A 14,561-nucleotide genomic window follows, 5' to 3' on the forward strand; every position below is an offset into this window, starting at 1 on the left:
CCACTGTAACCGAGGCCGGTCCGTGAACGTGCGGCAACCTACTGATCAGTATGAGCCGGTCGCTCCGCCCGACTCATTCGGGCAGCCCCGAGGACGGCGGGACGTCCGAGGCGGCGCTGTCGTCCTCCTCGATGGCGGCGTCGCCGATGTCGGTGACGAGGACCGGCGTGAGCGGCTCGGAGGCACCGTTCTTGATCTCGACGACGCTCATCCCGGAGATGCCCAGGTGCGAGTCCTCGGAGAACCGGAACGGAGCCAGCCCGGGCCCTTCGAAGGAGGCACCCTCCTTCTCGATCGTCTCCACGATCGACTCGCGGGTCAGGTCCTTGCCGTTGGCCTGCAGCGCCTGGACGAAGGTGTAGGCCTGCGACATCCCGTAGATCCGGTAGTTGGTCAGCTTCTCCGAGCCCTTCTTGGAGTACTCGTCCCAGACCTTCTGCCACAGCTTGACCCACTCGTCGTCAGGAGCGTCGACGCCGGGGATGTACTCGGTCGTCATCATCCCGTCCATCAGCTTCACGCCCTGCTCGGCCGGGATCTTGCCCTTGGTCATGCTCGCCAGGAGGCCGCCGACCAGCGCCGGGTCGGACCCGACGTTCGAGTAGAACCACTTCGACTTGAAGCCGACGCCCTGGGCGGCGATCTGGCTGAGCGCGGTGTAGGACGGCGTGTTGAAGCCGATCACCAGGTCGACGCCCTTGGACTTGAACGAGGACATCTGCGGGGAGAAGTCGGTCGACCCACCCGGTGTGTACTTCTGTACGTCGACGATCTGGGAGTCGAGGAACTGCCGCGCGCCCTTCTCGCCGTCCTCACCGAAGTCGTCGTCCTGCAGGAAGAGGCCGACCTTGGCGTCGGGCATGTTCTCCTTGACGTACTGACCGATGACCTTGCCCTCGATCTCGTAGTCCGGCTGCCAGCCGAACGTCATCGGTGAGCCGGACGGGTCGTCGCCCCACTGCAGCGAGCCGCTGGAGACGAACAGGTCGGGGATGCCGTCGTCGTTGAGGCGCTGCACGACCGCGCGGTGCGTGGGGGTGCCGAGGCCACCGACCATCGCGAAGATCTCGTCCTGCAGGATCATGTCGTTGGTGACCGCGCTGGTGTTGGTCGGGTTGTAGGCGTCGTCCTTGACGACCATCTCGATGTCCCGGCCATGGACGCCACCGTTGTCGTTGACGTACTCATAGAACGCCTGGTGGCCGGAGGGGATCTCCGAGTAGCCGGGCGCGGCCGGGCCGGTCAGCGGGAAGTGCGCACCGACCTTGATCGTGGTGTCGGTGACGCCCACTGCCGTCCCGTCCTCGGACGGTCTTTCCTTCCCCGCGCCACAGGCGGCGAGGAGCGAGGCGGTGGTGAGGACACAGACGACCTGTACGGCTCTGCGTGCAGTGTTTCTCATGTTGTCTTCTCCTTGGTTTTCCCGAGAGATGAGGTGAGAGAGGAGCGCGCCAGGATCGAGCGCAGGCTGCCGACGATCCCCGCCGGAGCGAGGAGGATGACGAGCATCAGCACCAGCCCGTAGACCACCGGGGTGACCTCCGCGGCCTGGGTGGCGCTGAATCCCACCGACTCCCCGAGATCGGTGGCGAACTTCGGGAGGAACGCGAGTACGCCGGCCCCGATGAGCGCGCCGGTCAGGCTGCCCAGCCCGCCCAGGACGACAGCGGCCAGCAGGGTCAGCGAGAGCGTGATCGTGAACGCGCCCGGCGCCGTGAGACGTACGTTCATGGCCATCAGGCCGCCGGCGAGACCGGCAGCCATGGCGCTGACGGTGAAGGCGACCACGCGGGCCCGGCCGAGGTGGATGCCGGCCAGCTCGGCGGAGACGTCGTCGTCCCGCACCGCGCGCCATCGACGACCGACCCGGGAACGGCTCAGGTTTGCGAGCGCCACGAAGGTGATCGCGAGCAGCAGCCAGCCGAGGTAGGCGAGGAAGGAGTACTGGTCGATCTCGACGGCGGTGAAGAACCAGACCAGGTCCTGGATCCACGCCGGGAGATCGGTGGCGCGGGGCACTGACACCTGCAGCCCCTGCTCGCCACCGAGGACCTCCCACTGGTTGGCCAGCCGGGGCACCGCGACGGCCAGGGTCAGGGTCGCGCCGGCGATGTAGGGCCCGTGCAGCCGCGCTGCCGGCACTCCGACCACCACCCCGACCGCGGCACAGACCGCGATCGCGACGAGCAGGGCGACGAAGACGTCGGCCAGGGTCTCGCCGCCGGTGCGCTCGAGCACGAGGGTGGCGGCGTACGCCCCGACCGCCATGAGCGCGCCGTGGCCGAGGGAGAGCTGGCCGGAGAGACCGGTCAGGAGCGTGAGACCGCCGGCGGCGATGGCGAAGTAGGCCATCTCGGCGTAGCGGGTCTGCAGGTACTGGCTGGAGCTGCCGATGACCGCCATCGCCACCACGAAGGCGACCAGCGCCACGACGAGGTGACGGGCCAGGGGAACCGACGTGATCGGACTGACAAGAGAGCGCAGACGTTCCATGGGTCAGACCCTCCTGGCCGCAGCCGCTGCGAAGAGGCCGCTGGGACGCACCAGCAGCACCACCATCAAGATCCCGAGCGCGACCAGCGGCGCCAGGTGCTCACCGACGTAGCCGGTGACGTAGGAGAGCGAGAGACCGAGGATCAGGCCGCCGATCACCGACCCGAGCGGCGAGTCGAGGCCGCCCAGCACGGCGGCGATGAAGCCGTAGATCACGAACGGGTCCATGAACGCCGGGTTCACCAGGTCGCCACCGGCGATGAGCATCCCGGCCACCGCGCCCACCGCGGCGGCGAGCGCCCAGCCGAGGGTGAGCATGCGGCCGACGCGTACGCCCAGGAGGCGGGAGACCTCGCCGTTGAAGGCGGCCGCCCGCATCCGCAGCCCCAGGTCGGTGAAGCGGAAGAGGACCACCAGCCCGGCCATCACGAGGGCGACCACGACGATCGTCAGGATGCCGAACGGAGTGATGCCGATCGAGGTGTCCCCGACCGAGATCGCGCTGGTGCTGACCGGGGCCGGGAAGCCGCGGTGCTGGACGCCGAAGGTGATCGCGGTCAGGCCGTGGAGCACCATGAACAGCCCCAGGGTGAGGATCACCGCGTTGAGCTCGGCCTTCCCCTCGACCGGGCGGATGATCACCCGCTCGATCACCGCGCCGAGTCCGAACCCGGCGGCGATCGCGGCGATGAAGGCGACCCAGTAGGGCACGTCGGCGTTGATCAGCGAGAGCGCGATGTAGGTGGTCACCATCGCCATCGCCGCCTGGGCGAAGTTGACGATCCGGGTCGAGCGCCAGATCAGGCACAGGGCCAGCGCGAAGGCGGCGTAGACCGCGCCCAGGACCAACCCCCCGAGAGTGGTGTCGAGAAACTGCTGCATGTCTGCTCCTCAGAACCCGAGATAGGCGTGGCGGAGCTGCTCGTCGGCGGCCAGCTCGGCGGCCGGCGCCGAGGCGACGACCTTGCCGAGGTTGAGCACGACTCCGTGGTCAGCGATGGACAGGGCACTGCGGGCGTTCTGCTCGACCAGGACGACGGTGAGCTCCTCGGTCTGCACCAGCCCGCGGAGCAGGTCGAAGATCTGAGCCACCACCCGGGGCGCGAGTCCCAGGGAGGGCTCGTCGAGCAGGAGCACGGTCGGTCGCGCCATCAGCGCGCGGCCGATGACGAGCATCTGCCGCTCACCGCCCGAGAGCATGTGAGCGGTGGCCTCGCGGCGCTCGCCCAGGCGCGGGAAGAGCTCGAAGACCCGCTCGACCGGCATCGGCTCAGAGCCGGTCGCACGGTGCAGCCCACCGAGCCGGAGGTTCTCGGTGACGGTCAGCTCGGCGATCACGCCGCGCCCCTCGGGGACGTGGGAGAGGCCGTACGAGGTCAGCTTCTCGGTCGCGGTGCGGGTGATGTCCTTGTCGTTCAGCTTCACGCTGCCCTGGGTGGACCTCACCAGGCCGGACACGGTGCGCAGCAGCGTGGTCTTGCCGGCGCCGTTGGCGCCCAGGACCGCGGTGACCTGGCCTCTCGACGCGGTGAAGGTGACGCCGTTGAGCGCCTTGACGGGTCCGTACGCAGCACTCAGGTCCTCGACGGCGAACATCAGGCCTCCTCCCCATCGTTGGTCGAGCTTGTCGAGACCAGGGCGTGCACCTCGGCGTCGTCGTCGTGCTCGACCTGGTCGCCCAGGTAGGCGGCGAGGACGGCCGGGTCGTTGCGGATCTCGTCGGGCGTGCCGGCCGCGATGACGCGGCCGAAGTCGAGCACGGTGATCCGGTGGCAGACCGACATCACCAGGTCCATGTGGTGCTCGACGAGCATCACGGCGGTGCGTTCGGTCAGGCCGGTGATGATCTCGCCGAGCTCGGTCATCTCCTCGGCGCTCAGCCCGCTGGCGGGCTCGTCCAGGAGCAGCAGCTCCGGCTCGGCCACCAGCGCCCGGGCGAGCGCGACCTTCTTCCGGATCGGATAGGGCAGGCTGCCCGGGTAGCGGGCGGCGTACGACTCGATCCCGAGCTCGCCGAGGACCTCCCGCGCCTTGGCGGCCAGCCGGGCATCGTCGCGGTGGCCGATCCCGAGCAGGCCGCGCACGAAGCCGGCGCGGGCGAGACGGTCGGCACCGACCATCACGTTGTCGAGCACCGTCATCCGCTCGAAGAGCCCGAGCCCCTGGAGGGTGCGGGCGATGCCGTGGCCGGCGAGCTGGTGCGGGCGGAGGCCGTGGATCGTCTCGCCGCGCAGCCGGAGCTCGCCCTCGGCGGGGCTGACGAAGCCGCACACGACGTTGAACAGGGTGGTCTTGCCGGCGCCGTTGGGGCCGATGACGCCGAGCACCTCGTGGGGCGCGACCTCCAAGGAGACGTCCTCGAGGGCGCGTACGCCCCCGAACCGGACCGAGACTCCCTCGACCGCGAACAGCGGCGGGTCTTCGCCAGGCATCTGCATCATGCTCCCTTCACCCGTTGTGACGGCTATCACTTTGGACTCTCCGCACAACGGGGGATATGGGCATTGCGCCCAAAATCCTTCGGGCGCTGCGTCTGGGATTCCCTGGTTCGGTGGCGGATGGGGCAGTCACCATGGGACGCTCCGCACATGGGTGTGATGAGCGACACATCTCCTGACTCGGAGCTTCGTCCGTTGGTGGAGCGTGCCTGGGCCTCGCTGGTGAACCAGGCGGACGCGATCGCCGACGACATCACGCTGACCCTGATCGCGATCCAGCCGGAGTGGCACCAGAACGCCGAGCCGTCGGTGCGCGCCGACCTGCGCTCGAGCACGCGGGAGCACGTACGCCGGGGCATCCGGGCCATGGCCGGACTCACCCCAGGGGCCAATCCCGTGGACCTGTGGCGCGACACCGGGCGGCGGCGGGCGCGGCAGGGCGTACCTCTGGAGTACTGCCTCAACGCCTACACCGTCGGCACCCGGATGCTGTGGGAGGCGATGGTCCACCAGCAGGAGGAGCTGGGGATCGACGACCGGGTGATGGTCCTCGCCGGGCGCCAGGTGTGGACCGACCTGGACGTGCAGAACTCGGTGATGTCGTCGGCCTACCGGAAGGAGGCGGCGCTGCTGCAGCGTCGCGACCTGCAGCTCCAGGGCCGGCTCCTGGACGGGTTGGCCGAGGGTCGCGGTGGCGACCCCGCGTTCGCCGCCGAGGTCCAGGACATCCTCGGGGTCGCCGCCGACGCGCAGATGGCCTGCGTGGTCGCGGCCTTCGACGGCAACCGCGACTCACCGCTGCGCAACCCCGACGACCGGCTGGAGAGGGCCGGACTGGTGTCGTTCTGGCACGTACGCGGCGACCACCACTTCGGGCTGGTCCCGCTGGGGTCTCGCCCGGTCGCCGAGGCCGTCGCCGATCTGGTCGAGCAGCTCGCCGGCTGCAACTCGGGCCGGGTCGGGATCGCCACCGCCGACGACCTCAGCGGTTTCGGCACCGCCTTCCAGCTCGCCACGCACACGGTGGAGACGGTGCCCCGTGGGCGCAGGGACATCGCGGTCGTCGACGACCGCCTGCCGCAGGTGCTGCTGACCGCCTCGCCGGCGGTCTCCTCGCTGCTCGTCCGCCGCACCCTCGGCCCGATCCTGGCGCAGCCGACCCACCAGTCCGACGTGCTGCTGGCGACGCTGCGCGCCCTCATCGCGCACGGCGGCTCCCCCACCCACGCCGCCGAGGACCTGATCTGCCACCGCAACACGGTCATCTACCGCATCAAGCAGATCCAGGACCTCACCGTGAGGAGCATCTCCGACCCGCGCGACCGCCTTCTGTTCGCTCTCGCTCTGATGGCGCTGGAGAAGTAGCCGCCCCGCTGGTCGAGCCGCGAGCGCCAGCGAGCGTGTCGAGACCAACACGGTCCCCTCGGCGCTCGATAGGACTGTGTTGGTCTCGACACGCCTCCGCCTAGCGGCTCCGGCGGCTCGACCAGCGGGCTCTAGATGTCGACCACGGTGCCCAGACGGTCGCGGTGGAGGCCGGGGAGGCCGTACGCGATCTGGTCGGCCTTGGCCCGCTTGAGGTAGAGGTGGGCGGGGTGCTCCCACGTCATGCCGATGCCACCGTGCAGCTGCACCGCCTCCTCGGCCGCGGTGACGGCGAGGTCGCCGCAGAAGGCCGCCGCGACGTGGGTCGCGATCGCCGTCTCCTCGGCGTCCCCGAGAGCCAGCGCTCCGGCGGCATAGCGCGCTGCCGCGCCGGCCCCTTCGACGCTGGTGTAGAGGTCGGCGAGCCGGTGCTTGAGCGCCTGGTAGCCACCGACGATCCGGCCGAACTGGCGCCGGACCTTGAGGTACTCCACCGTCGTCGTCAGGCACCACTGCGCCACCCCGACCTGCTCAGAGGCCATCAGCGCGGCCCCGGCCAGCAGAGCGGAACGTACGCCTTCGGCACCGTGCTCCGCCGCCACGACCACCTCACCGGCGGCCGGGTCGAGGGTCACGTCGGCGAGCCGACGGGTCATGTCGAGCGAGCTCACCGGGGTGATCGTCGCCCGGTCTGCGGGGATGGCTCGGATCTCGATGCCTTCGGGTGTCGAGACCGGCACCAGGAGGGTGTCGGCCTCCAGGGCACCGGCCACCGACCTGACCTCGGTCTCCACGGGCTCCAGCGGCTGGGCCGTCATCGTCTGGAGCGGCACGACCAGGGCTGCGGTGCGCTCCCCCGCCGCCAGTCCGCCCAGCAGCTCCACGCCCTTCTCGGTGGGCCCGGCCAGCAGGACCGACGTCGCCACGACCGCACTGGACAGGAAGGGCACCGGGGCAACTGCCCGCCCCAGCTCTTCGAGGACCACCGCGGCCTCCCGCGCGGACGCGCCGGCGCCACCGTGGGGCTCCGGGATCAGCAGCCCCGCGAGGCCGAGCTCCCCGGCGAGCCCCTTCCACAGGACCGGCGTGAGCGAGCTGTCACCGTCGTACGCCTTGACCACGTCAGCCGACGAGCAGCGCTCGGCCAGGTAGGACCTGACCGTGGCCCGCAGGTCCGCGTCGAGCTCGTTGTCGAGCAGTTCGACCTCAGATGCGCTCATCGCGGGCTCCTTCATCGGGGGATGGCCTTCCAGGACACGTCCTTGTCGACCCGGTGCTCCCCGGGGAGGCCGAGGACGCGCTCGGCCACGATGTTGCGCAGGATCTCCGAGGTGCCGCCCTCGATCGAGTTGCCCTTGGCGCGCAGGTAGCGGTAGACGGCGTCGCGGCCGCCGAAGTCGACGTGCTCGGGCCGGACCATCGCCCAGCCGTCACCGTCCTCGTAGCGAAGGCCCTCCTCGCCACGCAGCTCCAGGTCGAGGCCGGTGAGCTGCTGGTTGATCCTGGCGAAGGTCAGCTTCATCGCCGACCCCTCGGGGCCGGGCTGGCCGACGGCCAGCTTCTGCCGCAGCCGGGCCCCGGTCTGCCGGGCCACCTCCGACTCGACCCACAGCTTCAAGAGCCGGTCGCGGAGCTCCGGGGTGTGGTTCTCCGGATGCTCCCGCCACGACTCGGCGACCACGCCGAGCATCCCGCCCTCGCGAGGCATCGCGGCGCCACCGATGGCGACGCGCTCGTTGTTGAGGGTGGCGTTGGCGACCTCCCAGCCCTGCCCGACCGCGCCGAGCCGGTGGGCGTCGGGGATCCTCACATCGGTCAGGAAGACCTCGTTGAACTCCGCCTCGCCGGTGATCTGGCGCAGTGGCCGCACCTCGACGCCCGGATCGTGCATATCGCACAAGAAGTACGTCAGACCGCGGTGCTTCGGGACGTCCGGGTCGGTGCGCGCGACCAGGATCGCGAAGTCGGCGTTGTGGGCACCCGAGGTCCACACCTTCTGCCCGTTGACGACCCACTCGTCACCGTCGAGGACGGCTCGGGTCGCCAGGCCGGCGAGGTCGGAGCCGGCACCGGGCTCGGAGAAGAGCTGGCACCAGATCTCCTCCCCGCACCACAGCGGCTCCAGGAATCGAGCCTTCTGCTCCGGGGTGCCGTAGGCCAGGATCGTCGGCGCGGCCATGCCGAGCCCGATCCCGTTACGTCGCGGGTTGTTGTCGGGGGCACCGGCCGCCTCGAAGAGGTCGGAGACCAGCGGCTGCAGCGCCCGGGAGGCGCCGAGACCGCCCTGGCCCTCGGGGAACGCGACCCACGCCAGGCCCGCCTGATAGCGGGCGTGCAGGAAGGCGCTCGGCTCGGTCGTCGCGACCGGGTGCTCGGCCAGGAACTCCTCGACGCGATCCCGGACCTCGTCGGGATTCACTGCCGGCCCTCGCGTCGTGCGGCCTGCTTGCGCAGCTCGGCCTTGGCCAGGGCGTTCTTGTGCACCTCGTCGGGGCCGTCGGCGAACCGCAGCGTGCGGATGCCGGCGTAGGACTTGGCCAGCGGGAAGTCCTGGGAGAGCCCGCCGGCGCCGTGGGCCTGGATCGCCTTGTCGAGGATCCACTGGACAGTCGCCGGGGTGGCGATCTTGATCGCCTGGATCTCGGTGTGGGCACCCTTGTTGCCGACGGTGTCCATCAGCCAGGCGGTCTTGAGGACGAGGAGCCGCAGCTGCTCGATCCGCACCCGCGACTCGGCGATCCAGTCACGGATCACGCCCTGCTCGGAGAGCGGCTTGCCGAAGGCCACCCGCTCCTCGACCCTGGCACACATCAGCTCGATTGCCCGCTCGGCCAGACCGATGGAGCGCATGCAGTGGTGGATGCGGCCGGGGCCCAGGCGCGCCTGCGCGATCGCGAACCCCATGCCCTCGGCCCCGATCAGGTTGGCGGCCGGCACCCGGGCGTCGGTGAACTCCAGCTCGGCGTGGCCGCCGTGGTCGTGGTCGTCGTAGCCGAAGACCTCCATGCCGCGCTTGATCGTGAGACCCGGGGTGTCGCGGGGCACCAGGATCATCGACTGCTGCTGGTGGCGCTCGGCGGACGGGTCGGTCTTGCCCATCACGATGAAGATCTTGCAGTTCGGGTTCATCGCCCCGGTGATCCACCACTTGCGGCCGTTGAGGACGTACTCGTCGCCGTCGGGCACGATCGAGGTCTCGATGTTGGTGGCGTCGGAGGAGGCCACGGCCGGCTCGGTCATCGCGAAGGCGCTGCGGATCTCGCCCTCCAGGAGCGGCGAGAGCCACTCCTTCTTCTGCCCCTCGTTGCCGAAGTCGTGCAGCACCTCCATGTTGCCGGTGTCGGGCGCGGCGCAGTTGAACGCGGCCGGCGCGAGGTGGCTGCGGCCGGTGATCTCGGCCAACGGCGCGTACTGCAGGTTGGTCAGGCCGGCCCCGCCCTCACCGGGCAGGAAGAGGTTCCACAGGCCGCGCTTGCGGGCCTCGGCGCGGATCTCGCCGAGGACCGGCACGCTGTCCCAGGCCCACTTGTCGTCCTGGGCCGCGAGCTGCTCGTCGAAGACGGCCTCGTTCGGCTCGACGTACGTCTTCTGGAAGTCCCAGACCGAGGCGACGAGCTCCTCGGTCCTGGCGTCAGGTGCGAAATCCATGCGTCACTTCTCCTTCATTGCAGACAGGCCCATGTCCAGGAGCGGGTGGATCCCGTCCCCGATGTTCTCGAAACCGGGCCCGACGGTCTGGCCCTTGAGGTAGCGGTAGTGGATCCCCTCGAGGATCGCGGCGAGCTTGTAGGCGGCCAGCCCGCGGTAGAAGCCGAACTCGCTCAGGTCGCGCGGGCTGGCGGCGTCGTAGCGGGCGATGATCTCGTCCTCGGAGAGCCAGCCGGGTGCGTTGCTGACATCGGTCACGGTGCCGTCGCCGGAGACCGTGGCCATCTGCTGGTAGGTGAGCAGGATGGCCAGGTCGGTGACCGGGTCGCCGAGCGTGGCCATCTCCCAGTCGACGACCGCCCTGATCTGGTCGGCCTCGTCGGTGAGGACGTTGTCGAGCCGGTAGTCGCCGTGGACGATCCCCGGCCCGCTCGAGGCGGCCTCGGCGGCACCCACCCGTGCCTCCAGCAGCGCGTGGAGCTCGTCGGCGGCGGGGAGATCGCGGGAGTGGGACGCCTCGAGCTGCTTCTTCCAGCGCCTGACCTGGCGGGACAGGAACCCCTCGGGGCGGCCGAACTCGGCCAGCCCGACCTCGGCCGGGTCGACCGCGTGCAGCGCGGCCATCACATCGATGAGCTGCTCCGAGATCGCCTTCGTGCGGTCCGCGCCGAGCGGCTCGAGCTCGCGGGCGTAGCGGTAGGGCCGGCCATCGACCTTCTCCATCACATAGAACGGTGCCCCGAGCACCTCCTCGTCCTCGCAGAACGCGAAGGTGTGCGGCACCGGCACGGCGGTGTCGCGCAGCGCGGTGATCACAGTGTGCTCACGCTTCATGTCGTGCGCGGTGGCGAGCACGTGCCCCAGCGGCGGGCGCCGGACGATCCATTCGTGGGTGCCGTCGGAGACGGCGTACGTCAGGTTCGACTTGCCGCCGGAGATGTGGGTCGCGCTCAGCCGTCCATCGGTGGTCGAGCTTGTCGAGACCCCCTCGACGTTCTCGGCGAGCCAGGGGCCGAGCCGGTCGAGGTCGAGCCCGGGCAGGGATTCGGTCGTCACGCGGCACCTCCGAGTGCGGGAATCAGGTGGGCGAGCCTCGCGCGCGTGCTCGCCGTGTCTGTATGGAGCAGTGCGTCGAGACCGACCGCTCGGGCGCCGAGGACGTTGGGCTCGGCGTCGTCGATGAAGAGGCACTCCTCGGCCGGGAGGCCGAGCCTGCTCAGGGTGCGGTCGAAGATCGGCCGCTCCGGCTTGCGCATGGCGACCTCCTCGGAGATCACCACCACCTCGAACAGCGCGTCGACCTGCTTGCGAGGGTAGAAGTTGCCCCAGCTGTTGGAGAGCAGGGCGAGCCGGATGCCGGCATCGCGGAGCTCCTCGGCCAACGCGAACATCTCCGGGTTCGGCTGCATCCCGGCGAAGAGCCGGGACAGGACGCCCTCGGGATCGACCGGGCTACCGTCGTACGTCTCCAGGCGACCGGCCAGGAGCTTGTCGAACTCCTTGACCGAGAGCTCGCCGAGCTCGAGGCGGTGGATCGGGGTGCCGGCGTCGGCGTAGCGCCCCAGCCACTCCTTGAGCACCGTCGAGAAGCTCTCCGGCTTGATGCCGTCGGCGTCCAACCAGGCTCGGATCGAGTCGCCGATCGGCGTGGTCAGCACCCCACCGTAGTCGAAGATGACGGCCCGGAGCCCCGTGGCCGTCACGGCTTCGCCCCGTAGACGACCCGGCCCACGGTCTCGCCGTCCGCCAGGCGTTGTACGCCGTCCGCGACCTGCTCCAACGACAGCGTCTCGCTGACCAGCGGCTTGATCGAGCCTTCGGCCGCCATCCGGGTGAGCTCGGCGTGGCACTCCTTGACGAGCTCGGGCGCAAGCATGTTGTAGAGGCCCCAGTGGAGGCCGACGATCGAGTAGTTCTTGATCAGCGAGTGGTTGAGCGCGGCCTCCTGGATGCGGCCGCCGGCGAAGCCGATGATCAGGATCCGGCCTTCGAAGGCGATGCACTTGGTGGAGCGGTCGTAGGTGTCGCCACCGACCGGGTCGTAGATGACGTCGGCGCCCTTGCCGCCGGTGAGCTCCTTGACGACCTTGACGAAGTCCTCGGTGTGGCGGTCGATGACGTGGTCCGCGCCCAGCTTTCGGGCGACCTCGGCCTTGTCCGGCCCGCCGACGACCCCGATCACGGTGGCCCCGGCGGCCTTGCCGAGCTGGATCGCGGCACTGCCGACGCCGCCCGCCGCCGCATGTACGAGCAGCGTCTCGCCGGGCTGGATGTGTGCGCGGCGGTGCAGCGCGAACCAGCCGGTCTGGTAGCCGATGTAGAGGCTCGACGCCTCGGCGTCGCTGAGCGCCTCCGGGGCCGGGAAGGTCGTCGCGACGTCCATCAGCGCGAGCTCGCCGAAGCCGCCGTAGGGCAGGGCGGCGCCGCCGATCACGCGCTCACCGACCTGGAAGGCATCCACGCCCTCGCCGAGCGCGATCACCTCGCCGCACAGCTCGACGCCCGCGGTGAACGGCAGCTCGGGCTTGACCTGGTAGAGACCGCGGGCCATCAGAACGTCCGGGAAGTTGGCCGGGCTGGCCAGCACCTTCACGACGAGCTGTCCGGCGCCGGGGGTCGGGTCGGGCACCTCCTCGAGCCTCATCACGTCCTTGGGCTCACCGAGCTCGTTGATCCGCCATGCCTTCATACCTGTCCCTCCACGTGCTGCCAGAGTCGGTTCATCCCGCCGAGCCACTTGTCGGTCTGGGTCGCCCGCGCGGCGTAGTAGTCGGCCACCTCCGGGTGCGGCAGCACCAGGAAGCGGTCGTCGGTCGTCGCCTCCCAGGCGGCGTCGGCGACCTGCTCGGGCGCCAGCGCGCTGTCGCGGCTGAGCAGGTCCTTCATCACGCCGGACCGCTCGAGCATCCCGGTCTGCACACCCTGGGGGCAGATCGCCTGGACGACGATCCCGTGGTGGCGGTAGGTCGCCGAGAGCCACTCGGCGAAAGCGACGGCTGCGTGCTTGGTGACCGTGTAGGTCGGCGCGCCGATCATCATCAGCAGCCCCGCAGCGCTCGCCGTCACCACGTAGCGACCACTCTTCCGCTCGACCCAGTCGGGGACGAGGAGCCGCGCCGCCCGGACGTGGGCCATCACATTGACCTCGTGCGACGCCTGCCAGTCCTCCTCGGGACAGTCCAGGCCGATGCCACGGTCGATGCCGGCATTTCCGTACCACGCGTCGATCTGGCCGAGGTGGTCCTTGGCCTGTTCGACCAGGGCCTTCACGCCCTCGACGGAGGCGGCGTCGCCGGCCACGGGATGGGCGCCGATCTCCTGGGCGGTCGCTTCGAGGCGTACGGCGTCGAGGTCGTTGATCACGACACGTACGCCCTCGGCGACGAGGCGGGCGGCCAGTGCGCGGCCGATCCCGCCCGCGGCGCCGGTGACGACGGCGGTGCTGTCGGGAGCGATCGGCATCAGACGCGACCGCCCGCGAGGGTGAGGCCGCCGTCGACGGTGACGAGCTGGCCGGTCATCCAGCCGGCGTCCTCGGAGAGGAGGAACGAGGCGACGCCGGCGATGTCCTCGGGGGTGCCGAGGCGCTTGAGCGGGTAGGCCGCCGAGACTTCCTGCTCGCGGCCCTCGTAGAGGAGCTCGGCGAACTTGGTCTTCACCACGGCCGGGAGGATCGCGTTGACGCGTACCTTCGGGCCGAGCTCGACCGAGAGCTCCTGGGTGATGTAGCTGAGCATCGCCTTGCTCGCGCCGTAGGTCGCGATCAGCGGGGTGGGAGCCAGGCCGGCCACCGAGGAGATGTTGACGATCGAACCGCCGTGCTCGGACATCCACTGCCGCCAGACCTGCTGGGTCCAGCCGATCGGCGAGAGGCAGTTGACCTCGACGGTCTTGCGCGCCGACTCGCGGTCCATGTCGATCAGGCCGCCGGCCTTCGGGTTGATACCGGCGTTGTTGACGAGCAGGTCTGCGCTGCCGAACGTCTCGATCGCGGTCGTGACGACCTCCTCCTGGTGGGCGGGGTCGTCCGCCTTGCCGGCGATGCCGAGGGCGACCTCCTTGCCACCGAGACCCTCGACCGCCTCCGCGAGCGCCTCGGGCTTGCGCGCCGTGATGACGACCTTCGCCCCTTCGTCCACCAGCCGCTGGGCGATGCCCAGACCGATGCCCCGGCTGGCCCCGGTGATGATCGCCGTACGTCCCTCGAACCTCGACATGCTCATTCCCTCGTGTGCTCGGCTAATCTAAGCGCTTGCTTAGGTGGTGACAGCGGTCACTCTACGGGGTAGCCCAAGAACATGGAAGGTCGGTGTCCATGCATTGCCGAGAAGTCGGCCCCGTCGGCCGAGGCGTCAGTGAGGTCGGGCGAAGCGTCACATACGTCGGCCGAAGCGTCCGTGAGGTCGGGCGAAGCGTCACATACGTCGGCCGAAGCGTCCGTGAGGTCGGGCGAAGCGTCACGTACGTCGGCCGAAGCGTCCGTGAGGTCGGGCGAAGCGTCACGTACGTCGGCCGAAGCGTCAGCCCCGTCGCCCGAAGCGTCACGCAAACAGGCCGAGACGTCACCTTCGTGACATCTCGGCCTGCAGAAGCGACCTCTCGGCCGACGTACGTGAC

Annotated in this window: 14 protein-coding genes; 1 reads left to right on the plus strand and 13 read right to left on the minus strand. The window is 69.9% G+C overall.

The window, feature by feature from the left end:
- Positions 1–73: 73 nt before the first annotated feature.
- From ACFV9G_RS24690 to ACFV9G_RS24710, 5 genes are read right to left on the minus strand one after another with little or no spacing between them, the layout of a single operon-like run.
- Positions 74–1,402, minus strand: a complete 1,329-nt coding sequence (locus tag ACFV9G_RS24690; RefSeq protein WP_378730958.1) for an ABC transporter substrate-binding protein — start codon at positions 1,400–1,402, stop codon at positions 74–76.
- The gene (locus tag ACFV9G_RS24695; protein ID WP_378730959.1) at positions 1,399–2,493 is read right to left on the minus strand and encodes a branched-chain amino acid ABC transporter permease; all 1,095 of its coding nucleotides are present in this window, start codon (positions 2,491–2,493) and stop codon (positions 1,399–1,401) included. The genes ACFV9G_RS24690 and ACFV9G_RS24695 overlap by 4 nt, the downstream gene beginning before the upstream one ends.
- Positions 2,494–2,496: 3 nt before the next feature.
- Entirely contained in the window at positions 2,497–3,375 is an 879-nt protein-coding gene (locus ACFV9G_RS24700) for a branched-chain amino acid ABC transporter permease (RefSeq protein WP_378730961.1), read from the minus strand.
- Positions 3,376–3,384: 9 nt separating this feature from the next.
- Positions 3,385–4,089, minus strand: a complete 705-nt coding sequence (locus ACFV9G_RS24705; RefSeq protein ID WP_378730963.1) for an ABC transporter ATP-binding protein — start codon at positions 4,087–4,089, stop codon at positions 3,385–3,387.
- On the minus strand, positions 4,089–4,925 hold the full coding sequence (locus ACFV9G_RS24710) for an ABC transporter ATP-binding protein (RefSeq protein WP_378730965.1): 837 nt from the start codon (positions 4,923–4,925) through the stop codon (positions 4,089–4,091). The genes ACFV9G_RS24705 and ACFV9G_RS24710 overlap by 1 nt, the downstream gene beginning before the upstream one ends.
- Positions 4,926–5,090: 165 nt before the next feature.
- Here ACFV9G_RS24710 and ACFV9G_RS24715 point away from each other — a divergent pair, with 165 nt between their 5' ends.
- The gene (locus ACFV9G_RS24715) at positions 5,091–6,296 is read left to right on the plus strand and encodes a PucR family transcriptional regulator (RefSeq protein ID WP_378730967.1); all 1,206 of its coding nucleotides are present in this window, start codon (positions 5,091–5,093) and stop codon (positions 6,294–6,296) included.
- Positions 6,297–6,427: 131 nt separating this feature from the next.
- Here ACFV9G_RS24715 and ACFV9G_RS24720 read toward each other — a convergent pair whose 3' ends face one another.
- From ACFV9G_RS24720 to ACFV9G_RS24755, 8 genes are read right to left on the minus strand one after another with little or no spacing between them, the layout of a single operon-like run.
- Complete coding sequence (locus ACFV9G_RS24720; RefSeq protein ID WP_378730968.1) at positions 6,428–7,516, minus strand: acyl-CoA dehydrogenase family protein; 1,089 nt, start codon at positions 7,514–7,516, stop codon at positions 6,428–6,430.
- Between the two features lie 11 nt (positions 7,517–7,527).
- On the minus strand, positions 7,528–8,715 hold the full coding sequence (locus ACFV9G_RS24725; RefSeq protein ID WP_378730970.1) for an acyl-CoA dehydrogenase family protein: 1,188 nt from the start codon (positions 8,713–8,715) through the stop codon (positions 7,528–7,530).
- On the minus strand, positions 8,712–9,944 hold the full coding sequence (locus tag ACFV9G_RS24730) for an acyl-CoA dehydrogenase family protein (protein WP_378730972.1): 1,233 nt from the start codon (positions 9,942–9,944) through the stop codon (positions 8,712–8,714). The genes ACFV9G_RS24725 and ACFV9G_RS24730 overlap by 4 nt, the downstream gene beginning before the upstream one ends.
- A 3-nt stretch (positions 9,945–9,947) precedes the next feature.
- Positions 9,948–11,000 (minus strand): phosphotransferase family protein, encoded by a 1,053-nt coding sequence (locus ACFV9G_RS24735; RefSeq protein ID WP_378730974.1) that lies wholly within the window; start codon positions 10,998–11,000, stop codon positions 9,948–9,950.
- Complete coding sequence (locus ACFV9G_RS24740) at positions 10,997–11,647, minus strand: HAD family hydrolase (protein WP_378730976.1); 651 nt, start codon at positions 11,645–11,647, stop codon at positions 10,997–10,999. Before ACFV9G_RS24740 ends, ACFV9G_RS24735 begins: the two co-directional genes overlap by 4 nt.
- Positions 11,644–12,633, minus strand: a complete 990-nt coding sequence (locus ACFV9G_RS24745; protein ID WP_378730978.1) for an NADPH:quinone oxidoreductase family protein — start codon at positions 12,631–12,633, stop codon at positions 11,644–11,646. Before ACFV9G_RS24745 ends, ACFV9G_RS24740 begins: the two co-directional genes overlap by 4 nt.
- Positions 12,630–13,406: an SDR family oxidoreductase gene (locus ACFV9G_RS24750; RefSeq protein WP_378730980.1), complete on the minus strand. Its 777-nt coding sequence runs from the start codon at positions 13,404–13,406 to the stop codon at positions 12,630–12,632. Before ACFV9G_RS24750 ends, ACFV9G_RS24745 begins: the two co-directional genes overlap by 4 nt.
- Complete coding sequence (locus ACFV9G_RS24755; protein ID WP_378730982.1) at positions 13,406–14,161, minus strand: SDR family oxidoreductase; 756 nt, start codon at positions 14,159–14,161, stop codon at positions 13,406–13,408. The genes ACFV9G_RS24750 and ACFV9G_RS24755 overlap by 1 nt, the downstream gene beginning before the upstream one ends.
- Positions 14,162–14,561 lie beyond the last annotated feature (400 nt).

Source organism: Nocardioides sp. NPDC059952 (assembly GCF_042730435.1).
Taxonomy (GTDB): Bacteria; Actinomycetota; Actinomycetes; order Propionibacteriales; family Nocardioidaceae; genus Nocardioides.